The following is a 25,743-nucleotide window of genomic DNA, read 5'->3' on the forward strand; positions in this document are numbered from 1 at the left end:
AAGGAGAACCCACCGTGTACGCGAATCAGCTCGACACTCCCGCACCGCTCGACCAGCATCCGCTCGAATGGCGGGAGTCCCCGACGCCCGAACCCGGGCCCGGACAGCTGCTCATCGAGGTCGCGGGCTGCGGGGTTTGCCGCTCGAACCTGCACACGATCGAAGGTGACTGGGTGGACGGCGGCGTTCCGGCGATCAGCCCGATCGTTCCCGGCCACGAGGTCACCGGGCGCGTCTCGGCTCTCGGCGAAGGCGTCACCGGCTTCGCCGTCGGCGATCCCGTGGGCGTCCAGCCCCTGTGGTGGACGTGCGAGAAGTGCGAGTTCTGCACGAGCGGGCGCGAGCACCTGTGCCACGAGCGTCTCATCACCGGCGAGCACGTCGACGGCGGGTACGGGGAGTTCATGCTCTCGCACGCCGCCCACACCTATCACGTGCCCGACAACCTCGATCTGGTCGACGCCGCGCCGCTGTTCTGCCCCGGCATCACCGGGTACGGCGCGATCGCCAAGCTCGACCTCGGCCCGGGCAAGCGCGTCGGCGTCTTCGGGCTCGGCGGTGTCGGGCACCTCGCGCTGCAGTTCGCCGTGCTCACCGGTGCCGACGTCATCGCCGTCGCACGCAGCGCCGACCACCTCGACGTCGCCCGCGAGCTCGGTGCGCGCGAACTCGTCGATGCCTCGGTGGTCGACCCGGGCGAGGAACTCGAGGACAGCCTCGATGCGGCGGTGACCTTCGCGCCGTCGGACGAGGTCACAGCTCAGGCCCTGCGCGCGTTGAAGTGGGGTGGGACTCTGGTGTCGGGGGTGCCGCTGAACGTCGAAGGTTTCCACTTCAACAAGGAGCAGACCATCAAGGCCTCGATCCTCGGTCCGCGGAGTGCGATGCGCGAAGTGCTGCGCCTCGCATCCGAGGGCAAGATCCGCACCGTCGTCGACCGATACGCGATGTCGGATGCCGAGACCGCTCTCGAACTCCTCGCTGCGGGGCGTCTGCGCTCGCGGGCAGTCCTCGCCAACGAGTGACCGCAACCCGCGCTCGGGCGGGTTGCGGCATCCGATCAGACAGCCCTGGAGCGGGTAGGCCGGGGCTCGGTCGGGGCGCGGGTCAGGCGGGCTTGGTCGCCTTGCCGTCGAGCCAGAGCACGTCGGAGTCGTCGCGATGCGTGCCGGTCGTGCCGACGTGCTTCTGGTCGATCTGCGGCCCCTTCTTGATCACGTGCACGAGAGCCATGCCGTGGCCGCGCCCGAGGTCGTAGTCGGCCTTCAACCATTCGAGGATCTCGCCGGCCTTCACGTTCGGATCGTCGTACCCCTTGCTCTTCGCCATCTCGAGCAGCTGACGCGGCGTGAGACCGGTCTTGTCTTCGATGGTGTCGAGATAGGCCTGGAAAGACATGGCGGGTCCCCTCGTCGGGTCGTTGGCGGTGTTCCTTCAGTGTGGACCGTAGGGCTGACGTTGCGGCATCCGGCCTACGGCGGGTCAGCCGGTGGACTCGACCGTCCACCACGCGATGTCGACGATGCACAGGCCGTCATCTGTGTCGCGGAAGAAGAGGTCGCCCGGGAACACCCGGCCGTCCTCGGCTGAGCCGCCCATCTCAAGGTTGATGGACCAGTCCGGCTCGAGCGCGGCCTGGTCGGGCCAGTAGTCGGCCGTGAAGCCTTCGGGTTCGCCGGCGGAGAGTCCGCGCCAGTCCTCCGGTTCGCCGAAGTCGGCGGCCGAGTCCGCGCATGCGAAGGCGGTCATGTCATCGGCCGAGGCAGCGGCGATGGCCTGCTCGGTGGTGTCGATCACGCGGGCGCCGTCGGGCCCCCAGATGAGGAGGTCGGGGGAGCATCCGGTGAGTGCGACGGCGAGGAGGGCGATGGCGGCCGCTGCAGCGCGACGATGTGCGGTCGACATGGTCCCAACCTAAACGCGAGGGGGCGACCCCTGGTCGCGGACGCTCTGCGGGGATACGGTCGCGGTGAGCGCCGGTGCGATGGAGCCCCGGCTGAGGGGAACATCATGACCGCGCACACCTACCGCGTGACCGAGATCGTCGGCACGTCTCCTGACGGCACCGACGCCGCCATCCGCAACGGACTCGACCGCGCCGCCGAGACGCTGCGGCACCTCGACTGGTTCGAGGTCGTCAGCACGCGTGGTGCGCTCGCCGACGGGCAGTTGCACTTCCAGGTGACGATGAAGGTCGGCTTCCGGCTGGAGTGATGGGGCCGGCGGGGCGCTTCGTCTCGCTGTGCTCGCTCAGCGACCGGGGAGTGGCGTGTGCTCGCTTGCCGGGAGGGGCGCTTCGTCTCGCTGCGCTCGCTCAGCGGCCGGGGAGTGGCGTGCGCTCGCTCAGCGACCGGGGAGGGGCGTGCGCTCGCTCAGCGGCCGGAAGCGGGGGCGCGGCGGATCCGTGGAGTCGGTCCGTCACGAGGCTGCGTGTGCGACGATCGCAGCATGAACCGGCGGATGCTGCGCCTTGCGGCCGTCGCCCTCGCTTTCGGCGCGGCGGTGTGGCCGACGGGGTGCGCGCCCGGAGAGATCGGCACCGAGGCCGAGGCGTGCATCAGCTGGATCTACCTCGAGACCCCCGCCGACGCGGTGGAGCAGTCGGACGCCGTCGTGCGAGCCCGCGTCATCGACGAGGCGGGTACCCGGCCGTACGAAGTGCTGACCTCCACGACGTTCACCGTCGAGGTCGACGAGTGGATCAAGGGGTCGGGCGAGAGCGAGATCGTGGTCGCGTCCCTTCCGCGCAGCTGCGGCGACACCGGAGACTCGATGGCCGACGCGGCCGGCGGCGAGCCGGTCGTGCTCTTCCTCCGCTCGACGCCCGAGGGCTGGGAGACCTTGACGCCGTTCCAGGGGGTGGTCGCGCCGGGCCCCGACGGCGGCGCGCCCGAGAAGTGGCCCGAACCCTAGGCCGCCGAGCTCACTCCTGCGCGAACCCAGCCGCCGTCGTGCGCCACGATCGCACCGGCGCGGGCGAAGGCGTCCAGCCAGCCCCGCATCGGCCAGGTGCCCCAGCGCGCGGCGAAGATGCGGCCGTTGCGAAGGATGTCGTCCAGATGCGCCCACGGCGGCGACGACGTCGGATGCCACTGGTGATAGGCGTGGGCGCCGCCCACCCATCGCAGGGGGATGCCGTGCTCCCGAGCCCGCCACGCCAGGTCGGTGTCTTCGGCGCCGTACCCCTCGTAGTCGTCGGAGAATCCGCCGAGCCGCTGCCAGGTCGCGGGGGTCACCGCGAACGAGAGTGACCAGAAGAGGTCGTACGCATCGGGATCGGCCTGCTCGGTCGTGCCGTCGGACGGGGACGGGCGGGCGGGGTGCGGCCGGGTCATCGCGCCGAGCTCGTCGGCACGGGTCGGGCGCTGGATGCTGGGCAGATAGGTGACCGGACCCGCGAGCAGAGCGTCGGGATGCCGCTGGGCGGCGGCGACGTAGCGCGAGAGCAGGTCGGGACCGGGCAGGCAGTCGACGTCCAGAAAGACGAGCACGTCCGCACCCTCGCGCAGCGCGACCTCGGCCACGGCGTTGCGGGCCGCGCCGACCCGCATGCCGGACGCGCCGGGCGGAACATGAACGGTGGCGTCGGCCCCGGACCGCGGGCCGTGCGTCGCCCGCAGCGGTGGCTCCGGGTCGAGCCACGCCTCGATGCGCAGGATGTCGAGGTCGGCGGGCGCGACGTCGCGCAGCACGCCGCGCTGGGTCTGCAGGTGGCCGAAGCGGGACGCCGAGGCGACCGTCATGACGGCGACCCGGGTCATGCGGCGACCTCGTCACGGTCGGTCTCGGTCTTGGCGTCTGCTGCTATGGCTTTGGGGGCGAAGCCCGTGGGGGAGTCCGCACGTGCGGCGACCTCGTGGATGACGGCGGCGGCGCGGGCGGCGGCCCCGCTCACCTGCCACACCGACCAGTCGGCGGGCTCGGCCGCTGCCTGCTCGATCAGGCTCACGAGCTCGTGGGGGCTCGGATCTCCCGCGGGAACAGTCGCGCACCCCAGCGCCGCGACCGCTCTCGCGGTGTGGTGCTGCTCGTCGAAGGGACGCTCCTGCGGGATGACGACGGCGGGGATCCCTGCCGCAGCGGCGTCGGCGATGCTGTTCTGCCCGGCCGCGGTCACCACCACAGCACTGCGGCACAGCAGCGGCCAGACGTCGTCGACGCGGTCGTCGGCGGTGCCGGCCGACTCGACCTGCCAGCCGGCAGTTCGCAGCAGCTCGACCGTGTGCGCGAGGTGCTCGGGTGGCAGCATCCGACCGAGGAACAGCACCCGGCGCGGCTCGCGGGGCGTCAGGATGTCACGACCGTCGTGACGGGAGATGCCGCCGACGCGCACCACGCGCTCGCCGCGGGCGTCGAGTGACGGTGTGCGATGCGTCTCGGGCGCCCACGGGGCGAGGATGCGGTCGGCGAGGTCGTACGCGAGGGTGTGCGCGGGATCGGTGCGCTCGCCGGGCTGGGTGACGACGACGGTGCGCACGCCGAGCAGGCGCACGAAGGCGGACACCTCGGCGCTGACGTCGACGACGAAGGCGGCCGGGTGTATGTCGGCGATCCACGTCGCGATCGTCGCGAGCCGGGTGCGATGGCCCGCGTGGCCGATCGGCGCCCAATGCAGCGCCCCGTTCGCGGTGGGGTCGGCGTCGCGGGGGTCCCGTGTCGCACCATCCGGAGCGACCGTGACGTCGGCATCCGCAGGGAGAGCGACCCAGGTCGTCTCGGGCGGAAGCACGGCGGGCGCCTCCAGGCTCGAGAAGACGGTGACGGGCTCGCGCAGGTGCGGGCGCACGGCGAGGAACCGCGTCAGGTGCCCGTGCCCGTGATGATGCACGTACCAGCCGATCACCCGACCACCGCGCGTTCCACGGTCGCGGGGCTTCCCATGGCGGTGTGGGCGAGGACCCGCTCGACGTCGCGGTCGCGTCGGTCCAGCGAGTAGCGCGCGACCGCCGCCCGCCGGATCGCCGCGCGCTGGCCGATGCCCCGCGCCTGCGTCGCCAGCATGGTCGCGGCGTTCGACAACGCACGCACGTCGCCGGGTGCGACGACCGCGGCCCCCGGCATCCCGTCGAGCACTTCGCCGACTCCGCCGGCGTCGAACGCCGCCACGGGGGTACCGGTCGCGAGCGCCTCGGCCAGGACGAGACCGAACGGCTCGGACCAGACCGGGGTCACGAGCGCCACCGCAGACGAGCCGACGAGCCGGCTCAGCGCCGGCTGGTGCAGCGGACCCGCGTAGTGCGCGTCGTCGCCGAGCAGCGGGGCGATCTCGCGCACGAAGTACGTGGGGTCGCCGATGCGGCCGGCGAGCACGATGCGCGCCCCGGCGAGCCGGGCGGCGTGGATCGCGAGGTGCGGCGCCTTCTCGGGAACGATGCGCCCGAACCACACCCAGTCCTCGCGGGTCCTGCCGCCGCTGATGCCGCCTCCGTCGCCGAGTCGCCAGCGGGCCGTGTCGACGCCGTTCGGGAACACGAACGCGTCGACGCCCGCGGCCGACCAGGCCCGCGCGGTGTGCTGGCTGACGGCGACGAACCGATGCGGCGCATCGCCGACGTCTCCTGCGGCCTCGACGATCTCGGGCAGCGGCGGCGTGTGAAGGGTGGTCACGACGGGGATGCCGGCGGTGCTGCTCCAGCGGATCGGGTCGCCGTGCAGGCTGTGGTTGTCGACGACGTCGACGCTGCGGCCGGGGGCGAGCAGGCTCTCGAGCACCCGGTCGAACGCGGCCGTCATCGCCCGGCGGTGCCCCGGCGGGTTGGTGCTGTCGGACGCATCCTGCGCCCGCATCCACTGCGGACTGGGGAGCCTGAGCTCGGGGCGGTCGCCGAGGAAGTCCGACCCGTCGGCCGCGCACAGCGTCACGTCGTGTCCGCGTCGGCGCAGTCTGCGGACGCGGTCCCACACGACGGCCTCGAGCCCACCCGCGTGCGGCTGCCGCAGGGCGTGGCGCTCGGGCGCGACCACGAGCACGCGCAGCCGCCGGTGCCCCGCCGTCACGCGCCGGCCCGTTCGCCGAGCGCCTGGTTCGCCATCGCGCGGAGGTAGACGTCGAGGTGCTGTGCGCGCACTTCGTCGCGCTGGGTCTGACGACGGGCGCGGCGTCGCGCCACCTCGGCGTCGCGGTTGGGGCCGGTGCGGGTGCGTGATGCGACGTCGTCGAGCGCGTCGACGAGCGACGAGGCATCGTCGAGGTCGAAAGCGAAGAAATCGGCCGGATGCTGCGACCGCACATGCCCGACCCGCGTGCCGACCACGGGGACGGCGAGGTCGTAGCAGAGCTCCACCCAGCCCGAGTGAGTTCCGTGGCGGTACGGAAGGACGAAGGCGTCGAGAGTGGCGAGCCAGCCGGCGAGCTCGTCGTCGGACAGGCGCTCGCCGCGGTGGATGCGCACTCTGCTCTCGGCGGTGGCGGTGGCGGCGGCGTCGGCGGCGCGCGCGAGGCGGTCGGCGAGGTCTTCGTCGCGCACGCGCGTGTTCAGTCGCACCTCGACCTCGGCCGAGATGCCGCGCAGCCCCAGGGCGGCGACGGCCTCGGCGAGGACGGCGACCGCGCGCTCGGCATCGATGTTCGGGCGCAGGTCGCGCAGGTGCAACCCGATCCGAAGGGTGTCGGAGGCGTCGGTGATCGCGTGGGGCCCCGGCGCCGGGGACGTCTCGAGCAGGGAGGGGTGCGCGATGACGGTGCACGCGCGGTTCCAGCGGCGGCGCACCTCGGCGGCGGCCGTGGGCGTGAGCGTGAGGACTTCGTCGGCGGACGGCACGATGACATCGAGCAGTCGCAGGTACGCGGCCTGATCGGTCAGCTGCGGATTCTCGAGGTCGTGCACCGTGTAGATCACGGGTCGACCGTGCCTGCGCGCGCGATCGAGGGCGCGGGACAGTTGGTCGGGGGTGAAGGACTCGAGCCCGAAGTGGATGTGGAGCACGTCGAACTCGGGTGCGTGCTCATCGAGCCAGCTCGGTGACAGGACGCGGGGCGGCCACCACTGACCGGCCGGCGCGCCGGGGTGGACGGGATCGGGCAGCAGCTCGATGTGCTGCGGGTCGGTGATCGCGCGCACGTAGGGGTGGTCGGCCGGGACGGCGGCGACGCGAACGGGCGTGGTGTTGATGGGAACTCCCTCGTGCGTGGCGGTGCGAGCCGCACGCGTATAAAGCATTCGCGGGGGCGGCGCAATGCAACGGGTGAACAGAAGGGCGAGGAGTCCGACGATGTACGTTCACAGTATGAAGACGGCCTCTGACACCGGTGAGACCATTGCGTCACCGGCACCCGAGGTGATATCGCGTCGCCGGCACTACGGCGCGTTCTACGGGCTCGACCCGCTTCCCCAGGCCTTCGGACTCGTCGTCGGCAACTGCCAGGCCGAGTCGCTGCGGATCGTGCTGGACGGGCCCGAGCGGCCCACCCTACGCGTCCCACCCGTGCATGAGATGACAGTGGAGGACGCCGAGCTGCTCCACGGCCTCGTCGCGGGTGCGGAGTTCGTCGTCGCCCAGCCGATTCGCGACGACTATCGCGGTCTTCCGCTCGGCACGCGTCAGCTGGGCGAGAGCGCGCGGCGCGGCATCCCGGTGATCACCGTGCCCTCGGTGCGGTTCGCGGGACTGCATCCGTTCCAGGTGGCGATGCGGGTACCGGGAGTGGATGAAGACCCGCCGATCGTGGCCTACCACGACGTCCGCACGCTCTCCGTCGCGGCGGGCCTGCCGGTGGCCGACCGGCTCGATGCGGAGGGTGTGCGGCGGATCGCCGAGGCGTCCGTCGCCGAACTGCGTCGGCGCGAGGACAGCATCGACGTGCCGGTGTCGGACCTGCTCCAGCCGGTCGCCGAGGGCCTCATGCGGACGGTGAACCACCCCGGCAACGACCTGTTCCTGCCCCTCGCGGCGCGCGTGCTCGACAAGCTCGGCGGCGGGGACCCGACCGACCCCGGGCGGCCGCTGCTGGCCGCGGTGCAGGCGCCGCTCGAGGCGTGGGTGGTCGACGCGTGGCAGCTCGATACGGAACGGCGCGCGCACTGGATCGTGGGCGGGGAGCCGGTCGACCCCGACGAGGTGCGCGACGCGCATCGGGAGTGGTACGCACGTCATCCGCAGTTCGTGACCGGTGCCGCGGAGCGGCTCGGCGACCTGCTGGCCGTGTGGCGGGCGGCATGACCGACGCCGTCCACCCGGTGCTGCTGACGCACGAGGGACCCCACGGCGTCGCGATCTACGCGCGCGATCTGGCGGATGCCGTTCGCGGCATATCTCCGTCCGAGGTCGGTTCGTGCGACCTGTCCCGCCTCGACGAACTCGCGCCCGGAACTCCCGTGCATGCGCAGTTCACCGACCGGCTGTGGGGGAGTTCGCCCGAAGAGGCGGCGCGTGCTTTCGCGGGCGTGGCGCGGCGGCATCCGCTCTCGGTCACCCTGCACGACGTGCCGCAGGCCTCGGACGGCGCGCGCAACCTGCCACGGCGCCGGGCCGCGTATGCCGCGGTCGCGAGGGCGGCGACGAAGGTCGCGGTCAACAGCGAGCACGAGCGTGCCCTGCTGGTCGAAGAGCAGGTCTGGGACGACGGGGCGACCGTCATCGCGCTGCCCGTGCCGACTGTGTTCGGCGGCGGAGATGGTGAGGGCGGTCCCGGCGGCGGGGAGCGGCCGGTGCCCGACGGGTCGGTCGGCGTGCTCGGATACTTCTACCCCGGCAAAGGGCACGACGAAGCACTCGCGGCAGCGGTTGAGGCCGGCGCCGGGCGGCTGACCGTTCTGGGCCGCGCGTCGGACGGCCACGCCGGCGAGCTCGACGCCTTCGTGCGCCGTGCCGCGTCGACGGGAGTCCACGTCGAGGTGACGGGATGGCTCGACGACGACGCCATGGCCGCGCGGTGTCGGGCGGTGTCGGTGCCGGTCATCGCGCATCGGCACGTGTCGGCATCCGGATCGCTGGTGTCGTGGATCGGGTGGGGGCGTCGGCCCGTCTGCGTCGAGAACCGCTATGTGGACGAGATGGCGCGGCTTCGCCCCGGAACACTGACGCCGGTTCGCGAAGACCGCCTGGCGGATGCCGTGCGCACGGCGCTCGACGTTCCCGACAGCACGTGGCATGACATCGAGCGGATGCCGATGGCCCGCGCCGATGTCGCGGCGGCGTATCTGCGCTGGTGGGCGGGAGACGTCGTGTGAGCGAGCCGGGTGCGGTGCGGGATGCCGCGGCGTCGGGTCGCGGGGTGGAGGGACCGGGCCGGCCGGACGGTCAGCGCCGGGTTTCGGAGGACCGCTGGGTGCCGGGGAACCGCTGGAATCTCGTTGACGGACTGGTCCCGGACCCGCTGCCCCGGGTGTCGGTGATCGTCGCCCACTACGAGCAGGGCGATGCCTTGGCCCGAACGCTGCGCGCGCTGGCTCGGCAGGAGTATCCGCCCGAGCTGCTCGAGGTGATCGTCGCGGACGACGGGTCGCGGCATCCGATCGATGTTCCCGAGGGTGTGCGGGTGGTTCGGCAGGAGGATCGCGGGTTCCGGCTGTCGGCGGTGCGCAACCTCGGCGTGCGGGCGAGCACGGGCGAGGTGCTGTGCTTTCTCGATGCCGACACGGCGCCCGAGACGGGATACGTGCGCACGCTCACCCGCCTGCCGGCTCTGCTTCCGGACGCGGTGACCGTGGGGCGACGCCGGCACGCCGACCTTTCGCGGCTGCCGGCCGATGCGCCGATCAGCCGCGCGGCCGAGACCGCGCTGCCAGAACCCGAGTGGCTCGCCGACGAGTATGCGCGGACAGGGAACCTGCTCGAGGCCGACGACCGCTCCTATCGTTATGTGATCGGGGCGGTGATGGCGTGCTCGCGGGCGCTCTTCGACGAGGTCGGGGGCTTCGACGAGAGCTTCACCGAGTACGGCGGCGAGGACTGGGAGTGGACGCACCGGGCGTGGCAGGCCGGAGCCGTGCTCGCTCACGTTCCCGAGGCTGTCGCGTGGCACGACGGTCCCGACTGGGCCGGCCGCGAGGACGACCGACGCGACGCCGCCAACACCCAGACACTGCGGTTGGCGGCGGCGATCCCGGTCGCGGGCTCTGCGGGGCGCGGACTCCTGCCGAGTACGCCCGACCTGGTGGTGCATCTGCGCGGGGTGCACGCTGCGGCATCCGTGTTCGTCTTCGTCGATTCGGTGCTCGCGGCGTTCCCGCTCGCGCGTGTGGTGCTCGACGAGGTGCCGGATGTCGACGTGCTGCGCGGGGATCCGCGGGTCGTGCGGGCGGATGCCGGAGGCGGCGCGGGTTCCGTGGGTGGCGGGGGCGGGGTTGGCGACGGGGTCGGGTTCGGGGCTGGCGACGGTGGCGGCGTCGCGGTTGTCGGCGGGGCTGACGACGCGCGCGTGACCTGGACGCTCGACCATCCCGTCGGCGTCCTCGCGTCGGCGGGGCGGATGCTGGCCGATCGACTCTCCGGCCTCGGAACCGGCTCCGTGGGGAGCCTCGAACTGCGGGCGGGTGACGGCAGACCGGCGGGGACGGTCGTCTCGCGGCGCGCTCGCCGACGCGCGGCGCGGTGGGGGACGAGCGCGGGTTTCGACGTCGAGAGTCTGATCGTCGAGGGTCTGCGCGTCCTGACGGCCACCCCCCATGTCGAGGCCTATGTCGGCGGGTGGGGAACGCCGGATCGCATCGCGGGCCGGTAGGCCGCCGTCTCGCAAGTCCGATGTCGGAACCCTGTTCTAACGTTTCCGGTATGACATTCGATGATGCGTTCGATACACCGGGCGATGCATTGGAGCCGGGTCCCATCGGTCCTGATGATCCGGGTGCGGGGGCTTCGGCAGGCGCCGAACCGGACGGCTACGGACCGGAGGGCGTCGAGCCGGACGGTATCGGACCGTGCCAGGCCGGTGCCGATGGGCTGGATTGGGCCGACGCCGGCGAGGACTGGCCTGAGGTCGATGGTGATGTGAGCGCGGGTCCGTATGGTCCGTTTGGTCCGGATGAGTTCGACCGGGTGGTCGAGGTTGCCGGGTTGCGGGCGGTGATGTTCGCGGAGCAGGTCGCGGCGATTGATCGGTTGCGGTCGGTGCGGATCGAGCAGGCGGGTGTTGCGGGGCGGGCGTTGTCGGATGTGTTGGATCGGTCGTTGCGGTTGGAGCTGGTGGCGGGATTGGGGATCACCGAGCATGCCGCGCAGGAGTTGCTGACGATGACGGACGCTCTGGTGCACCGGTATCGGGGGGTGTTCGAGGTGCTGTCACGGGCGGAGGTCACGGAGCAGCACGCGCGGGTGTTCGTGTCGGTGATGGATGGGATCGAGCCCGCATTGGCTGCGTCGCTGGAGGGTGAGGCGGTGGGGTTGGCGGTGGCTCATCCGGTGGGTGTGTTCCGGCGGTTGCTGCGCAAGCTGGTGGATCAGGCGCGGGTGGACACGCTCGCGCAGCGGCAGGAGCGTGCCGTACAGGCACGGCGGGTGTGGGTGGAGCAGGTCGGGGATGGGATGGCGTGGGTGCATCTGTATGCCCCGGCGGTGGAGGCTCATGCGATCTTCGACCGGGCGACCCGGATGGGTAAGGAGTGGAAGAAGGCGGAGGGAGAGTCGCGGAGTCTGGATCAGGTGCGGGCGGATGTGCTGGCGGATCTGATGATCGACGGGACCGTGCCCGAGCATCCCACTGGGGTGCGGGGGATCCGGGCGAGTGTGGTGGTCACCGTTCCGGTGTTGTCGCTGCTGGATGACGAGCACGCTGCGCGGGCGGATGCGGCGGTGGTGGAAGGTATCGGGCCGATCCCGATCGCCACGGCCCGGGACTTGTGTGGTGTGGCCCGCTCATGGATGCGGGTCCTCACCCATCCCGAGACGGGGATGGTGCTGTCGGTGGGGCGGGATTCGTATGAGCCGCCTGCGGCGTTGCGGAAATTGGTGAAGTGGCGGGCGGACCGGTGTTTGGCGCCGGGGTGCAGCATGCCCGCGTCGCGGTGCGAGATCGACCACACCCTGGCGTGGTCCGCCGGGGGTGAGACCGCCGCCTGGAACCTCGGACCGTTGTGCAAGGGCCATCACATCGTGAAGACCCACGGCGACTGGGACGTCAGACAACGCCCCGGTGGGGTGCTGGAATGGGAATCACCCACCGGACGGGTTTACCTCGTCGAACCCGAACGCCGGGTCCCCACCTTCCGACCCCAACCCGACACCACCCCCGCACCCTTCTAACGCCCCACCCCCGACGCAGGGGAGAACTCTGCCTACTTCTCGGTCGCCTCGCTCGGGGCTGCGAGCTGCGCGAGGAACTCATCCGCCATCTGCACCTGCGCGGCCAGTTTGTCGCGCCGTGCCGACGCCTCTGCGCGGATCTCGGCAAGGCGCTCGGCGAGCTCGGCGCTCCGTGCGTCCGCGCCCGGAGCGCCTGTGCCCGGTGCTCCCGCGCCCGGTGCTCCCGCGCCCGGTGCGTCCGCGCCTCGCGCCTCCCCACCAGCCGCACGGATGCCGGCCACGACGGCCAGCACTTCGCTCATCTCCTCGAGTGAGTACCCGAGCGGCTTCATGCGACGAACCACCATCAGTCGAGCGACGTCGCTCTCGGTATAGAGCCGGAATCCGCCGTCCGTGCGCGCCGACGGGGTGGCCAAGCCGATCTCGTCGTAGTGGCGCAGTGTCCGGAACGACAGTGACGTCAACTCGGCGACCTCCCCGATCCGCATCGTCTTCTCGTCGTTCACGTCGCCTTCCACTTACGGTCGCCCTTCGATTCGCACTCAAACCTCACGTCACGTTAGAGTCATGGTCGAGCGCGATTCTCGTGCCCAACTCCCCATTCTTTCGCGTCGATCTGAACGACGCCTGCGCCCATGATCACCGCCGCCACCGGAGCCATCGCCCTCGTCGTCGCGCCCGTCGTCCGCGATCACGGCGTCGACTATCTGATCGCCACCGTGCTGCTCGGCGGACTCATCCAGATCGTGCTCGCCGCCCTCGGCGTCAAGCTCATGCGCTTCATCCCGCGCTCCGTCATGGTCGGCTTCGTCAACGCGCTGGCCATCCTCATCTTCACGTCGCAGTTCCCACAGCTCATCGGCGTGCCGTGGCTGGTGTACCCGCTCGTGGCCATCGGCCTGCTCATCATGTACTTGATGCCGCTGTGGACGAAGGTCGTCCCCGCCCCGCTCGTCGCGATCGTGCTGCTGACCATCGCCGTGGTCGCCCTCGCCATCAACGTGCCGAACGTGGGCGACCAGGGCGAACTGCCGCAGAGTCTGCCCGAGCTGTTCTTCCCGGCTGTGCCGTTCACGCTCGAGACGCTCGGCATCATCGCGCCCTACGCCCTCGGTGTCTCGGTCGTCGGCCTGCTCGAGTCGCTCATGACCGCCAAGCTCGTCGACGACATCACCGACACCCACTCCCGCAAGACCCGCGAGGCCTTCGGCCAGGGCGGCGCGAACATCCTCTCGGGCCTGTTCGGCGGCATGGGAGGCTGCGCAATGATCGGCCAGACCATGATCAACGTCAAGGCGTCGGGCGCCCGCACGCGCATCTCGACCTTCCTCGCCGGCGTCTTCCTGCTGATCCTCGTGCTCGTGCTCGGCGACATCGTCGCCATCATCCCGATGGCCGCCCTGGTCGCGGTCATGATCGTGGTCTCGGTCGCGACGTTCGACTGGCACAGCATCCGCCCCGGCACCCTCAAGCGGATGCCGAAGAGCGAGACCGCCGTCATGCTCATCACCGTGGTCGCCACCGTGTGGACCCACAACCTCGCCATCGGCGTCATCCTCGGCGTCATCGCCGCGATGCTCATGTTCGCCCGTCGCGTCGCACACTTCGTCACCGTCACCCGCACCGTGGACGACGAGCGCGCCGTCGCCCGCTACACGGTCGAGGGCGAGCTGTTCTTCGCCTCGAGCAACGACCTCACCACCCAGTTCGAGTACACCCACGACCCCGACCGCATCGTGATCGACATGACCCGCTCGCACATCTGGGATGCTTCGACCGTCGCTGCCCTGGATGCCGTCATCACCAAGTACGACCACCTCGGCAAGTCCGTCGTATTCGAAGGGCTGAATGACACCGCCGCAGCACTCCAGGCGCGCCTGACCGGAAACCTCGGCGCCGGGCACTGACCGACGGCGCCGACGGCGAAGCGCCCCCGACCTGAGATTTCCAGGTCGGGGGCACTTCGTCTCGCTTCGCTCGCTCAGCGTCCGGTGGGTGGGGCCTCCGGCGCAGAGCTCGCTCAGCGTCCGGTGGTTGCGAACCTCCGTCGCAGGAGGGCGAAGCCGCCCAGCATCGTGAGGATCAGCCCGAGCGCGATGCCGAGGGCACCGTCCGCACCGCCGGTGCTCGCGAGAGCCCCGCCGTTGCCGTTGCCGTTGCCATTCCCGTTGCCAGAACCGTTCCCGTTGCCGTTGCCGTTGCCGTTCCCGTTGCCGTTCCCGTTGCCGTTCCCGTTGCCGTTCCCGTTCCCGTTGCCGTTCCCGTTCCCGTTCCCGTCACCACCGCCGTTACCGCCGCCGTTGCCCGGGTTGCCCGGGTCGATCGGGTCGACGGGGTCGACGACCTCGGCGAGCAGTTGCAGACGATCCAGCGATACCCCGCCCGCGGCCGCGGCCGCCGGCATCCGCTCGTCATCGGTCGCCACCGCACCGGCGCTCACGCCGTAGCCGCGCACCGCGGTGAGCGTCAGGCCGTCGTTCGGTGCACCCTCGGGCTGCGTCGCCGACCGCTCGAACGCGTCGAACGGCACCTCGACGAAACGCCAGCCCTCGGTGTCGTCCGCGAACGACGCCTCGAAGCGCTCCGCCGTGTCGGGCGCCTGGTAGACGCGCACGTAGTCGACGAGCAGCTCCTGCGGGAACTGAAGGTCAGCACCCAGCGGGCCGCCGAAGTTGCCGCCCACGGCCATGTTCATCAGCATCGTGAACGGGTGCTCGAACACCCAGTCGCTCGGCGCGACGTCCTCGGGCGTAGCGGTGTGGAAGAGGATCTCTTCGCCGCCATCGCGCTGGACGTACCAGCGGATCTCGCCCTCTTCCCACTCCGCCGCGAACGTCAGCCACTCGCCGCCGAGGTTCTCGCCGAAGTCGTACGTGTCGCCGTACGCCTGACCGCCGCTGTAGCCGGGGCCGTGGATGGTGCCGAAGATCTCGTTCGGCAGCTTGCCGACGTACTCCATGATGTCGATCTCACCGGTGCGCGGCCAGCCGACGTCACGGAAGTCGTTGCCGAGCGTCCAGATCGCCGGCCAGATGCCCGGCTCGCCGTCCGGCATCTTCGCGCGCGCTTCCATGCGCCCGTGCTTGACCTCGACCTTGCCCTCGGTGATGAGGCGTGCCGACGTGTACTCGCAGTCGCCGTACCAGCAGTCCAGACCCGCGGCAGCCGGATCCTCGACCTTGCGGGTCGTGATCACCATGTTGCCGTCGCCGTCGTGCGCGGCGTTGTCGGTCGAGTCGCTGTAGTACTGCAGCTCGTCGTTGCCCCAACCCCAGCCGCCGGTCTCGTAGGTCCAGAACCGCGGATCGGCAGGCGTGCCCGCCGCGGCCTCGAACTCGTCCGACCATGCCAGCTCCCAGGCCTCGGGGCCCGGGTCCGCGGCGGCGTTGTCGTGCAGCGTCACCGTCACCGGCGCACCGTCGCCCTGACCGTAGAACCACATGCCGAGACCCTCGTCGCCCGAGAAGTCCCGCGGCTGCTGCAGCGTGCGCTCGAAGCCGCCGTCGCCGACCATGTCGAGCACGGTCTCGTACGAGTCCTGCGTCGGGTAGGCGTCGGCGTCGGATGCCGCGATCTCACGGTCGTCCAGCTCTGCGTCCCCGGTGGGACGCAGCAGGCCGATGCCGTTCTCGAAGTCCTCGAGCATCGTGCCGTCGGCCACGTCGTTGTCGGCGATGCTGACGCGCGCCAGCGCGAGCGGGTTGAGCTCGGCACCCTGCGGGTCGCTCAGACGAACGAGGAAGGTCTCGTCCACCTCGGGCTTGGCGTCGTCGATCGTCTCGACCGGGATGAAGGCGCTGCGCTCACCGGCCGGGATCGTCACGGTGCCCTCGGTCGAGACGTAGTCCCGCTCCGCCGTAGCCGGAAGGTCCTCCGTCGACGTGCGCTCGGTCGCCTCTTCGGTCCGGTACGAGACGGTGACGTCCTCGTCGGCGACGCGCGTGAGCCGCACCTCGACGTCGACGGTGTCGCCCTCGGTGACCGGGAACGTCGAACGCGCGACGTTGATCGTGACGGGACGCACCTCGGCCGTGCCGATCAGCTGCACGTCGTCGATGCGGATCGTCGGCGTCACGCGCGTGGAGGTCTGCTCCACGCCGATGCCGAAGCCGTGCACCTCGGTCAGGGTGAACCCGTCGTCGGGAGCGCCGTTGCCGATGTTCTTGCGCGCGAACTGGTCGAAGGGGACCTCGATGAACTTCCACCCGGTGAAGTCGTCGGCGAAGCGCACCGAGAAGCGCTCGGCGTCATCGACCTCGGAGTCGGGGTTGCGGTTGTCGAGCACGTCGAGGAACATCGGCGCACCCGAGTTGGTGCCGTACATCCAGAACCCGAGCGAGTTGTAGGTGCTCCAGTCCTGCGGGGCCCACGTCGACCCGTCCGGCGTGAAGTTGTCGATCACGACAGCCCACGAGGCGGTGTCGAGGCCGATCTGCAGTGCGTCGTTGCCCTCGGTCGCGTCAGGACGCGTGGTGTCGGGCGTGCGCTCGAACGTCGGAACGTTGCCCGCACCCGCGACCGCGAACCAGCCGAGCGGCGGAACCGCGGCCGGGTCGCCCAGGATCAGTTCGGACTCGAAGTCCTCGATCACGAAGCCGGGCTCGCTCGGACCGGTGGGCTCGCCCGCGTCGTCGTCGCGGATGGTCACCGTCGAGGTGCCCGCACCGAGCGTGGCGCCCGCCGGGCTCGACAGGGCGAGGGTGAATGTGCGGTTGCCGTCGGCGAGGTCGTTCGCCGTCGTCGGAACCGTGATGTTCGCGGTCGTCTCGCCCGCGGGGATCGTGAGCGTCCCCGAGGTCGCCGTGTAGTCGGTGCCGGCGACACCCGTGCCGTCGGCGGTGGCGTACTCGACGGTCACATCCGTGTCGGCTGCGGTGTTCAGCGACACCGGGATGACGGCATCCGACCCCTCGGTGACGTTCAGCGAGGTCGCACCCACGCCGACCGAGGGAGCCACGACGGCACCGGCGTACAGCTCGATGTCGTCGATCTTCACGACGCCTGCGCCGCTGTTGCCGGGGAAGAGGATGCCGCGCACGAAGTCCAGGTCGAGGCTGCCGTCATTGGGGGCGCCGCCGTCCTGGTAGTCGGTCGCGCGCTGGAAATCCGCGAACGGAACCTGCACCAGGCGCCAGCCGACCTCGCCGACGGGAACCACGATGTCATAGCGGTCGGTCACGCCGGGGTCGGCGCTGACCGCATCGAGCAGCTCGACCTGCATCGTGCCGCCCTGGCCGTCGCCGTACAGCCAGAACTGCACGCCGTCGTACGACGACCAGTCCTGCGCGGGCTGACCGCCGGCGAACTCGAAGCCCATGCCGCCGTAGTAGTTCGGCCCGGCGACCAGGTCGAAGCCGTACGAGAGCATGTGCGTGTTCGGCTCGGCGTCGGGGGTCGGGATGCCGGAACCCTCGTACGCCTGGACTCCCGCCCCGGCGTCACCCCACTGGATGTGGCTGGAGGTGCCGTCTTCGAAGTCGTAGAGCGTCAACTCGGTCTCGGCGGCGCCGGCTGCGGAGGCCGTGGCGCTCAAGGTGGTCGCCGTCAGCGCGACGGCGATCGCAGCCGCCGCTGGGCGGCGCAGGGCAGGGGTTTTTCGCATGGACTTCCTCGTCTTGTCTTCGTCCTCGAAGGATGCAGGAGTGCTCGCACGCCACGGCGAGTTTGTTGTGGGAGCGCTCTCACGGGGTCAGGCCATGTTAGGTAACGGGGTCCCCATGTGTCAACCGTTCAGGTCCGGGCGGGACCTCCGACCCTCCCGTCCGCGGCCGCATGGCCCATGCTGGGGGTATGAACGAAGCAACCGAGCGCGCCCCGCTGTATCGCCGCATCGTTGTCGGCGTCGACGGCTCGTCGCAGGCCGCGGCCGCTCTCGGTCACGCCTGGCAGCTCGCCGAGGCCACGGGTGCGGAGCTCGTCGTCGTCGCGGCCTGGACGTATCCGCCCGTCTTCACCGGCTACACCGACTCGATCGATCCCGAGGCCGACGCGTGGGCCGTGCTCGATCAGGCCCTCACCGGCCGGTTCGACGGCACCGTCCCCGAGGAGATCAGCAAGAAGACCGTCCCCGGCCCGGCCGCGGCCGCCCTCATCGAAGAGAGCAAGGACGCCGACCTGCTCGTCGTCGGCAGCCGAGGCCACGGCGGCTTCTCGGGCCTGCTCCTCGGCTCGGTCAGCGCCCAGTGCGCCGAGCACGCGCACTGCCCCGTTCTGGTCCACCACTGATGGTGGTGCACCGCTGATGCTGGTCGTCGGCTCGATCGTCATCCGCGTGCAGGATCTCGGCGCCCAGCTCGCCTTCTGGTGTGCGGCCCTCGACTACGTGCCGCGAGAGCCCGTCGAGGCGGACTTCGCCGTCCTCACGCCGCGCGCCGGCCGAGGTCCGAACGTCTCACTCGACGCCGTGCCGTCCGAGCGCGTGCTGCCACCGCGCATCCACCTCGACCTGTATGCCGACGACCAGGCCACCGAAGTCGAGCGGCTGCGACGGCTCGGTGCCCGGGAAGTCATCTGGGACAAACGCCCCGTCGATGCCGACTACGTCATCATGGAGGACCCCGAGGGCAACCGCTTCTGCGTCATCGACGCCGCGGACTGGTCCGACTGGCGCCCGCCGAGGGAGCTCGGGAACTAGCCGGCGGCTGACGTCTTCAAAGCGCCGGTCGCCGCATCCGGTTCGACAGGGCCGATCCGGCGAGGACGCCGAGGGCGATCGCGACCATCGTGGCGAGCGTCGTCACCAGAGAATCGGATGCCGCGGCGTCGCCGCCCAGCACATCGGCCACTCCGACCAGGCCCAGTGCTCCCGGAACCAGCAGCCAGAACGCCGGCGTGAAGGTCACCATCGGGGCGGGTCCCGTGGGCTGTCGCGCGACCAGCGACGTCACCGGCGTCACCACGAGCGCACCGATGAATGCCGACAGCACGCCGCCGACGGCGAGATCGCCGAGCACCTGCGCGGAGTACGCGACGTACAGCACGAGCAGCATCCACGGCAGCGCGCGCGGGGGAGCGGAGCGGTGTACGCAGATCCCCACGGCGAACACGGCGACCGCGATCCACGGTGCGATCTCGCCGAGGGGGCTGGGCTGCTCGCTGAAGTCGAGGTCGGGCACGCCGACGACCGCGCCCGCGGTCATGATGCCGGCGCCCAGCAGCACCAGCTGCATCGCACCGGCGGCGAGGCGTCCGGCGCCCGACAGCATCTGGCCGGTCGTGAGCTCGAGGACAGCCGTCGTCAGCAGCGCGCCCGGGAGCAGGACGACCAGCGGTGCGAGCAGGGCGGGAAGGATGCCGGTACCCAGCCCCGTGCGAAGGAGCAGGAACACCGTGAGCGCCACGACGAACGCGATCGCCACCGTGATGAGGGCGCCGTACCGCGCGGGCACCCGCTCGCTCACCAGCAGCGCCGTACCTGCCACGAGGCCGAGCGCGACCGACAGTGCGACGCCGTTCCAGGTGGCGCCCAGCAGGACCGAGAGCGCGCCGCTCAGGAACATGTAGCCCACGACGCGCAGCACCCGGCCGTACAGCGGCTTCATCTCGCGGATGCGGTGGATCTTCTCGACCACCGAGTGGGGGTCGATCACCCCGGTGCGCGCGCCGTCCGCCGTCCGCTGCACCTCGTCGATCTGAGACAGCAGCAGCTGGCCGCTGCCGCTCGAGACCGCACCGGTGCGCTGCTGCCCTCCGCCGCGCGCCGAGACGAGCAGGGCGTTCGGGAAGACGAGCGCCTCGCTCTCGGGCAGATTGTTCACCTTGGCGACGTCGGCGATGACGTCCTGGATGGTGTCGACGGAGTACCCCGCCTGGGTCATGATCGCCCCGAGCGATTCCGCCGCGGCGAGGGCGGCTGCGGCATCCGGCTTCTCGTCGGGCGACACCGGCACGGCGCCGGTGACGGCGGCCGCGCGCGCGGCGACGGTGATGTCGCGCTCGGCACGACCGCGCGAGGCGATCAGCAGGATCGCAGCGGCGACGAGCACGACGATCGCGGCGATGGTCGAGATCACGGGGTCTCTCTTCCGGCGGGGGTGCGAAGCATTCTGCCACGCGCCGGTGAGGATCCGGGCTGCCGGTTCATGCCTCGCGAGCGACCCCTCGCCCAAGAAATACTGATATATCGTCCCGTGTCCCCCAAAATACCGACATACATCCGCGCGGGAAGCGTCTACCGTTAGGACCACGGGCATCCCCAGTGCCCTTCTTCAACCGCCTTCGTCCACTCCGCTTCGGGTGCGTGAGCAGACGAGCTCCGGCGGTCAGCGGCCCGCGAGTCCCCAGCTTGCGGGCCGCTTCACTTTGTCCGGCGTGGGTGCGGGTCGTCCCCCGAAATGCCGACAGACAGCGCGGGGCGCCGCGCCTAGCCTGAGGCGTGGAGGCGCCATCGCCTTCACCCGTCGGGGCGAAGACTGATCGCCGCAAGCAGCCGACGGCATTGCCCCCGGGCGCACTTTCTCCCCCGCGTCCGGGGGCACGCCTGTTTCTTGTCCCCCAAAGTTCCGACAGACATCCGTTTCGCCGGCGCTTACCGTGGAAGCACAGAGGGTCCCCAGCTCTCTGTTCTGATCCGCCATCGTCGGCATCGCTTCGGGTGCGAGGGCCCACGAATTCTACGGCGGTCAGCGGCCCGCGAGTCCCCAGCTCGCGGGCCGCTCGTTCGTTTGACCGCCGGGTGCAGACAGAGCGCGACCGGCTCAGGCGTGCGTGAAGCCCTCGAGGTCCGGGTCGTAGCGTGCACCCTCGGGTTCCGTCACCCCGTCGGCGTCCGACTCGACCGCGCGATGCGGGTAGGCGTCATGCGACTTCAGCTCGTGCGCGGCATGCGAGAAGTCGGGCTCGGCGCCCTCCCACTCCACGGGCACCGACAGCACGTCGTTGCCGACGCCGATGACGAGCTCCGCCTCGCCGATCTCGTCGCTCTCTCGGAACACGATCGGGATGCTCACCGCCTCGGCCGCCCCCAAGGTCGCGATCGCGGCGGTCAATTCCACGAGCGCTTCGGCGACATCATCGGTCGTGATGACCGTCTCGCCCGCGTATGTGATGCATCTCATGCGCTCACTATCTCGTGCGCCGCTGTGCGCACGGGGCCCTTGCCGAATCGGGCCGCGCACGGTAAGCCGACGCCCGTCAAGCCGTACGCCGCGTCACGCCGCTGCGCCACACCACGGTGTTGCGGGTACCCGTACGGTCATCCCACTCGACCACCACGACCCGGTCGTTCCATCCGATCGCCCGGGCCGGGATGCGCTCGGCAGGCTTGTGGGGCCACGAGATCCAGGCCCACACCGCCTGCTTCTCTCCCGGCTTCGCCCAGCGCAGCTCCTGACGGCCATAGGCCTGATGGGGGAGCGTGCACGGCGGGATCCGTACCTCGTCGACGCCCTCGCGTGTCTGGCGGTCGTGCGCGAGGCGGTCGTAGTGCTGCGCGTAGCGCTTCGACGTCGACACGGTGAGCCGGATTCCCTTCTCCGGCCGAGACACCTACAGCGTACGACGAGGCCGCCGACATCGCTCGTCGGCGGCCTCGTCGCAGGGGTGTCAGCGGGTGGAAGGCGCCGTCAGTCCTCCGAGATCTCGGCGACCGTCTCGCCCGTCTCGGTCGGCGACATCGACAGCGCCACGTCGGCCTGGCTGATGATGCCCACCAGCCGGTGTCCGTCGATCACGGGGAGCCGGCGCACCTGGTGCTCCTGCATCATCGTGAGCGCGTCGCGGATGTCGTCGTCGGCGCCGATCGTCACCGGCTTGCCCTCGGCCAGATCGCCCGCGGTCACAGTCGACGGGTCGCCGCCGTCGGCGATGCACTTCACGACGATGTCGCGATCGGTGAGCATCCCCTTCAGCTTGTCGTCGCTGCCGCAGATCGGCAGGGCTCCGACGTCAAGCTGCCGCAGCAGCCGCGCCGCCTCCACCAGTGTGTCGCCCTCCTTGATGCAGGTGACATCTCTGGTCATGACTTCTCGTGCCGTAGTCATCCTCGGCTCCTTCCGACGGGTCGGGTTATGGACCCGTCCGACCTTCCTCCGTCGATGCCGTGCGCGCACGGGGGTTGACAGGACGCGGAAAGAGATCAGTGACGCGGGGGCGCGACCTCGTCGGCGGTCGGCGTCGCGGCATCCGCTCGCTCATCCGCGATCACCGTCCGGCGGTCGTCTCGACGCGTCTTGGCCAGGCTCGCCCACGTGGCCACGGCCACGGTCGCGGCGATGAACAGCAGCGAGAACCAGATCGGGATCTCGGGCGCCCACAGCACCGGCTCGCCGCCGTTGATGAACGGCAGCTCGTTGACGTGCAGAGCGTGGAACACGAGCTTGACCCCGATGAAGCCGAGGATGACCGCGAGTCCCTGCGCGAGGTACACCAGACGCTGCAGCAGACCGCCGATGAGGAAGTACAGCTGACGCAGTCCCATCAGCGCGAACGCGTTCGCGGTGAAGACGATGTACGCCTCTTCGGTCAGCCCGTAGATGGCCGGGATCGAGTCGACCGCGAAGATCAGGTCGATGAAGCCGATCGCGATGATCGTCAGCAGCATCGGCGTGACGAGGCGCTTGCCGTTTCGCACCGTGAAGAGCTTGTCGCCGTCGTACTCGTCCGCCACCGGGAGGTGACGGCGAACGAACCGCATGAACTTCCCGTCCGCGGGGTTGCTGTCGTGATCGCCGAAGGCCTGACGGTACGCCAGGAACAGCAGCAGCGCACCGAAGATGTAGAAGATCCACGAGAAGTTCGCCACCAGGCTCGCGCCGACGGCGATGAACGCTCCGCGCATGATGAGCGCGATCACGATCCCGATCATCAGCACCTTCTGCTGGTAGATCCTCGGCACCGCGAAGCTGGTCATGAGCAGCAGGAAGACGAAGAGGTTGTCGACCGACAGGGCCTTCTCGGTCAGGTAGCCGGCGAAGTACTCGCCGCCGAACCGCCAGCCCGACACGACGCCGATGCCGACGCCGAACAGCAGCGCGAGCCCGATGTAGAAGGCCGACCAGCGAGCCGCTTCGCCGATGCTCGGCTCGTGGGGTTTGCGCACATGCGCGTAGAACTCGTATACGAAGAACGCGATCGTGACCGCGATGGTGATGAGCCAGACGAGCGGGGTGACATCCATGGGTACTCCTGAGACCTGGGCGAACAGATGGGCCCAAGGTCTCTTCCACCCGGATCACCGGACCGACGACGCGGGGTCACATCTTCGGACCCGTAATGACGCATTCGTCGCGTGGGAGTACTCCCCTTGCTGCTGATCAGAGTAGGGGCGATTTGCTGAGAACGCGCCGAGAATGGATGCCGCGACCGGCGTCAGGGGCGTCCCATGCCGTGGTAGGTCCAGCCGGCGTTGCGCCAGGCGGTGGCGTCGAGGCAGTTGCGGCCGTCGATGATGATGGTGCCGCGGGTGAGGGTTTTGGCGTGGGTGGGGTCGAGTTCGCGGCGGTATTCGTCCCATTCGGTGACGACGATGACGGCGTCGGCGCCGGTGAGTGCTTCGTCGCGGTCGTGGATGTAGGTGAGTTGGGGGTGGATGTTCTTGGCGTTGGTGATGGCTTCGGGGTCGGTGACGGTGACGTGGGCGCCGAGGCCGTGGAGGCGGACGGCGACGTCGAGGGCGGGGGAGTCGCGGATGTCATCGGAGTGGGGTTTGAAGGCGGCGCCGAGGACGGTGACGTTCTTCTCGAACACGGATCCGCCGAGGGCTTGGACGGTGAGGGTGACGGCGTGGTCGCGGCGGCGGAGGTTGATCTCGTCCACTTCGCGCAGGAACGCCACGGATTCACCACGGCCGAGTTCTTCGGCGCGGGCGGAGAAGGCGCGGATGTCTTTGGGGAGGCAGCCGCCGCCGAAGCCGATGCCGGCGCCGAGGAAGCGGCGGCCGATGCGGGCGTCGTGGCCGATGGCGTCGGCGAGTTGGGTGACGTCGGCGCCGGTGACTTCGGCGATCTCGGCCATGGCGTTGATGAAGCTGATCTTCGTGGCGAGGAACGCGTTGGCGGCGACTTTGACCAGTTCCGCGGTGGCGTAGTCGGTGACGATGAACGGGGTCCCCTTGCCCACGGAGGGGTGGTAGACCTCGCGGAGGATGTCCGCGGCCCGTTCCCCCTCGGGCCCGGTGGGGACGCCGGCGACGAGACGGTCGGGGTCGACGGTGTCCTGCACGGCGAAGCCTTCGCGGAGGAACTCCGGGTTCCACACCAACGTCGCCCCCGTCGCGCTCACGCGGGGGGCGAGGTCGGCGGCGGTGCCGACGGGGACGGTGGACTTGCCCGCGACCAGGTCACCGGGGGACAGGTGGGGAAGGAGCGCGTCGACGGCGGCGTTGACGTAGGTGAGGTCGGCGGCGTAGCCGCCTTTCTGCTGCGGGGTTCCGACGCCGACGAAGTGCACGACGGCGCCCTTCGCGTCGGCCATGTCGGTGGTGAACCGCAACCGGCCGGCGCTGATGCCCTCGGTCAGGATCTCCTGCAGGCCGGGTTCGAAGAACGGCGCCCGCCCACTGGCCAGGGCCTCCACCTTCGCCTGGTCCACATCGATCCCCACGACCTCATGCCCGATCGACGCCATCGCCGCCGCATGCACAGCCCCCAGATACCCACAACCGACAACAGACAAACGCATGAGAACTCCTGGGGGCGCGAACGGACGCTCCCATCCTAGAAGTCGCGTCGGCGTGGTTCGGAGCGGATACTCCGCCCGGGTACCCTAGAGTCGGTGGCGCGAAGGTGTTCTTCGTGCCGCGATGCCCGTTGTCTGCCCCCGGACGAAACGTTCTTCACCCGTGCTCTCACTCCTCCTCGCGATCCTGAAGTGGTCCGCCGTCGCCCTGTGCACGGCGATCGGCCTCGCCCTCGCGGCCTACGCCACCACGGTGCTGAGCACCCGCCGCGCCGTCTACTTCCACTACGGCGACTGAGACGCGGAGAGCGGGACCCCCGGCATCCGGATCACGACCGGATCACATCGCGGCGAGCATCTGCTCCATCTGCTCGATCTCGGCGGTCTGCGATTCGACGATCGTCTGCGCGAGCTGCTGCACCTGAGGGTCGGAACCGTCGTCGATGACGTCTTCGGCCATGTCGATGGCGCCCTCGTGGTGCTCGATCATCTGCTCGAGGAACAGGCGCTGCGCCTCGTCGCCCGTGGCCTCTTCGAGCTCCTCGATGTCGTCGTCCGACATCATTCCGTCGCCGTGGTCCATTCCGCCCATGTTGCCCGCGGACGGCATGCCCCACTCGTCGAGCAGACTCTCCATGAGTTCGATCTCCGGCGTCTGGGCGTCCTTGATCTGCTGCGCGAGGGCCGCGACATCGGCGTCGATCCCATCCTTCGCCAGGAGGATGTCGCTCATCTCGATGGCCTGCTCGTGGTGGGGGATCATCATCTGCACGAACATCGTGTCGGCCATGTCGCCCGCGCCCGGTGACTGACTGGAGCCGTGGTCCATACCCGGCATCCCGTTGCCCGGTGCGGTGACGACCGTGCAGCCGGTCAGCGACAGCGCGACGGCGAGGGGAAGGGCGGCGAAGCGGGCGGTGCGTGACGTGCGGGGGGAGGTCATACGTC

At 70.3% G+C, this 25,743-nt stretch carries 26 protein-coding genes; 11 read left to right on the plus strand and 15 right to left on the minus strand.

What is annotated here, in order from left to right:
* The first annotated feature begins 14 nt into the window (after nucleotides 1–14).
* The gene (locus Q9S36_RS22625) at nucleotides 15–1,025 is read left to right on the plus strand and encodes an alcohol dehydrogenase catalytic domain-containing protein (protein WP_311287115.1); all 1,011 of its coding nucleotides are present in this window, start codon (nucleotides 15–17) and stop codon (nucleotides 1,023–1,025) included.
* A gap of 82 nt (nucleotides 1,026–1,107) precedes the next feature.
* On the opposite strand, the gene Q9S36_RS22630 is transcribed toward Q9S36_RS22625, so the two are convergent.
* On the minus strand, nucleotides 1,108–1,398 hold the full coding sequence (locus Q9S36_RS22630; RefSeq protein ID WP_311287116.1) for a DUF4287 domain-containing protein: 291 nt from the start codon (nucleotides 1,396–1,398) through the stop codon (nucleotides 1,108–1,110).
* Between the two features lie 84 nt (nucleotides 1,399–1,482).
* Nucleotides 1,483–1,905 carry a hypothetical protein gene (locus Q9S36_RS22635; protein ID WP_311287117.1) on the minus strand — a complete coding sequence of 141 codons (423 nt, stop codon included), beginning with the start codon at nucleotides 1,903–1,905 and terminating at the stop codon, nucleotides 1,483–1,485.
* Nucleotides 1,906–2,010: 105 nt separating this feature from the next.
* Here Q9S36_RS22635 and Q9S36_RS22640 point away from each other — a divergent pair, with 105 nt between their 5' ends.
* Together Q9S36_RS22640 and Q9S36_RS22645 are read left to right on the plus strand one after the other, a co-directional pair.
* Complete coding sequence (locus tag Q9S36_RS22640; protein ID WP_251453531.1) at nucleotides 2,011–2,214, plus strand: dodecin; 204 nt, start codon at nucleotides 2,011–2,013, stop codon at nucleotides 2,212–2,214.
* A gap of 234 nt (nucleotides 2,215–2,448) precedes the next feature.
* Nucleotides 2,449–2,913 carry a hypothetical protein gene (locus Q9S36_RS22645; RefSeq protein ID WP_311287118.1) on the plus strand — a complete coding sequence of 155 codons (465 nt, stop codon included), beginning with the start codon at nucleotides 2,449–2,451 and terminating at the stop codon, nucleotides 2,911–2,913.
* Here Q9S36_RS22645 and Q9S36_RS22650 read toward each other — a convergent pair.
* The 4 genes from Q9S36_RS22650 to Q9S36_RS22665 are packed head-to-tail and all read right to left on the minus strand — an operon-like array spanning nucleotide 2,910 to nucleotide 7,160.
* Nucleotides 2,910–3,761, minus strand: coding sequence for a galactosyltransferase-related protein (locus Q9S36_RS22650; RefSeq protein ID WP_311287119.1), 852 nt, complete (start codon nucleotides 3,759–3,761; stop codon nucleotides 2,910–2,912). The two genes, Q9S36_RS22645 and Q9S36_RS22650, sit on opposite strands and share 4 nt — an antisense overlap.
* Nucleotides 3,758–4,828, minus strand: coding sequence for a glycosyltransferase (locus tag Q9S36_RS22655; RefSeq protein WP_311287120.1), 1,071 nt, complete (start codon nucleotides 4,826–4,828; stop codon nucleotides 3,758–3,760). Before Q9S36_RS22655 ends, Q9S36_RS22650 begins: the two co-directional genes overlap by 4 nt.
* Before the next feature lie 11 nt (nucleotides 4,829–4,839).
* Nucleotides 4,840–5,997, minus strand: coding sequence for a glycosyltransferase (locus tag Q9S36_RS22660; protein ID WP_311287121.1), 1,158 nt, complete (start codon nucleotides 5,995–5,997; stop codon nucleotides 4,840–4,842).
* Nucleotides 5,994–7,160, minus strand: a complete 1,167-nt coding sequence (locus Q9S36_RS22665; protein ID WP_311287122.1) for a glycosyltransferase — start codon at nucleotides 7,158–7,160, stop codon at nucleotides 5,994–5,996. Before Q9S36_RS22665 ends, Q9S36_RS22660 begins: the two co-directional genes overlap by 4 nt.
* 67 nt (nucleotides 7,161–7,227) lie before the next feature.
* Between Q9S36_RS22665 and Q9S36_RS22670 the strand changes: the two genes are divergently transcribed.
* From Q9S36_RS22670 to Q9S36_RS22685, 4 genes are read left to right on the plus strand one after another with little or no spacing between them, the layout of a single operon-like run.
* On the plus strand, nucleotides 7,228–8,160 hold the full coding sequence (locus Q9S36_RS22670; RefSeq protein ID WP_311287123.1) for a WcbI family polysaccharide biosynthesis putative acetyltransferase: 933 nt from the start codon (nucleotides 7,228–7,230) through the stop codon (nucleotides 8,158–8,160).
* Complete coding sequence (locus Q9S36_RS22675) at nucleotides 8,157–9,170, plus strand: hypothetical protein (protein ID WP_311287124.1); 1,014 nt, start codon at nucleotides 8,157–8,159, stop codon at nucleotides 9,168–9,170. Before Q9S36_RS22670 ends, Q9S36_RS22675 begins: the two co-directional genes overlap by 4 nt.
* A complete protein-coding gene (locus Q9S36_RS22680; protein WP_311287125.1) occupies nucleotides 9,167–10,663 on the plus strand; it encodes a glycosyltransferase in 1,497 nt (498 codons plus the stop codon). Before Q9S36_RS22675 ends, Q9S36_RS22680 begins: the two co-directional genes overlap by 4 nt.
* 50 nt (nucleotides 10,664–10,713) lie before the next feature.
* A complete protein-coding gene (locus tag Q9S36_RS22685) occupies nucleotides 10,714–12,180 on the plus strand; it encodes a DUF222 domain-containing protein (RefSeq protein ID WP_311287126.1) in 1,467 nt (488 codons plus the stop codon).
* A gap of 32 nt (nucleotides 12,181–12,212) precedes the next feature.
* Here Q9S36_RS22685 and Q9S36_RS22690 read toward each other — a convergent pair whose 3' ends face one another.
* Nucleotides 12,213–12,686 carry a MerR family transcriptional regulator gene (locus Q9S36_RS22690; protein ID WP_396653817.1) on the minus strand — a complete coding sequence of 158 codons (474 nt, stop codon included), beginning with the start codon at nucleotides 12,684–12,686 and terminating at the stop codon, nucleotides 12,213–12,215.
* Nucleotides 12,687–12,815: 129 nt separating this feature from the next.
* Here Q9S36_RS22690 and Q9S36_RS22695 point away from each other — a divergent pair, with 129 nt between their 5' ends.
* Nucleotides 12,816–14,087: a SulP family inorganic anion transporter gene (locus Q9S36_RS22695; protein WP_396653818.1), complete on the plus strand. Its 1,272-nt coding sequence runs from the start codon at nucleotides 12,816–12,818 to the stop codon at nucleotides 14,085–14,087.
* 113 nt (nucleotides 14,088–14,200) lie between these two features.
* Here Q9S36_RS22695 and Q9S36_RS22700 read toward each other — a convergent pair whose 3' ends face one another.
* Nucleotides 14,201–17,782 (minus strand): carbohydrate binding domain-containing protein, encoded by a 3,582-nt coding sequence (locus tag Q9S36_RS22700; RefSeq protein WP_311287127.1) that lies wholly within the window; start codon nucleotides 17,780–17,782, stop codon nucleotides 14,201–14,203.
* Nucleotides 17,783–17,970: 188 nt separating this feature from the next.
* On the opposite strand from Q9S36_RS22700, the gene Q9S36_RS22705 reads away from it, so the two are divergent.
* Nucleotides 17,971–18,405: a universal stress protein gene (locus Q9S36_RS22705; RefSeq protein WP_311287128.1), complete on the plus strand. Its 435-nt coding sequence runs from the start codon at nucleotides 17,971–17,973 to the stop codon at nucleotides 18,403–18,405.
* A 16-nt stretch (nucleotides 18,406–18,421) separates the two neighbouring features.
* Nucleotides 18,422–18,814 (plus strand): VOC family protein, encoded by a 393-nt coding sequence (locus Q9S36_RS22710; RefSeq protein ID WP_311287129.1) that lies wholly within the window; start codon nucleotides 18,422–18,424, stop codon nucleotides 18,812–18,814.
* A 16-nt stretch (nucleotides 18,815–18,830) separates the two neighbouring features.
* Here the strand turns inward: Q9S36_RS22710 and Q9S36_RS22715 are convergent, their stop codons facing one another.
* The 6 genes from Q9S36_RS22715 to Q9S36_RS22740 all read right to left on the minus strand — a co-directional run bounded on the left by Q9S36_RS22715 (nucleotide 18,831) and on the right by Q9S36_RS22740 (nucleotide 24,798).
* On the minus strand, nucleotides 18,831–20,192 hold the full coding sequence (locus Q9S36_RS22715; RefSeq protein ID WP_311287130.1) for a threonine/serine exporter family protein: 1,362 nt from the start codon (nucleotides 20,190–20,192) through the stop codon (nucleotides 18,831–18,833).
* 684 nt (nucleotides 20,193–20,876) lie between these two features.
* Nucleotides 20,877–21,236, minus strand: a complete 360-nt coding sequence (locus Q9S36_RS22720) for a hypothetical protein (protein WP_311287131.1) — start codon at nucleotides 21,234–21,236, stop codon at nucleotides 20,877–20,879.
* Nucleotides 21,237–21,312: 76 nt separating this feature from the next.
* Nucleotides 21,313–21,666: a hypothetical protein gene (locus Q9S36_RS22725; RefSeq protein ID WP_251453511.1), complete on the minus strand. Its 354-nt coding sequence runs from the start codon at nucleotides 21,664–21,666 to the stop codon at nucleotides 21,313–21,315.
* 77 nt (nucleotides 21,667–21,743) lie between these two features.
* Complete coding sequence (locus Q9S36_RS22730) at nucleotides 21,744–22,160, minus strand: CBS domain-containing protein (protein WP_311287132.1); 417 nt, start codon at nucleotides 22,158–22,160, stop codon at nucleotides 21,744–21,746.
* 95 nt (nucleotides 22,161–22,255) lie between these two features.
* Nucleotides 22,256–23,296: a TerC family protein gene (locus Q9S36_RS22735; protein WP_311287133.1), complete on the minus strand. Its 1,041-nt coding sequence runs from the start codon at nucleotides 23,294–23,296 to the stop codon at nucleotides 22,256–22,258.
* Nucleotides 23,297–23,487: 191 nt separating this feature from the next.
* Nucleotides 23,488–24,798, minus strand: a complete 1,311-nt coding sequence (locus Q9S36_RS22740; protein ID WP_311287134.1) for a UDP-glucose/GDP-mannose dehydrogenase family protein — start codon at nucleotides 24,796–24,798, stop codon at nucleotides 23,488–23,490.
* 160 nt (nucleotides 24,799–24,958) lie between these two features.
* Between Q9S36_RS22740 and Q9S36_RS22745 the strand changes: the two genes are divergently transcribed.
* Nucleotides 24,959–25,093: a hypothetical protein gene (locus tag Q9S36_RS22745; protein ID WP_311287135.1), complete on the plus strand. Its 135-nt coding sequence runs from the start codon at nucleotides 24,959–24,961 to the stop codon at nucleotides 25,091–25,093.
* Nucleotides 25,094–25,135: 42 nt separating this feature from the next.
* On the opposite strand, the gene Q9S36_RS22750 is transcribed toward Q9S36_RS22745, so the two are convergent.
* Complete coding sequence (locus Q9S36_RS22750) at nucleotides 25,136–25,738, minus strand: DUF305 domain-containing protein (protein ID WP_311287136.1); 603 nt, start codon at nucleotides 25,736–25,738, stop codon at nucleotides 25,136–25,138.
* Between the last annotated feature and the right edge of the window lie 5 nt (nucleotides 25,739–25,743).

The sequence above is a fragment of the Microbacterium sp. ARD31 genome, assembly GCF_031844425.1.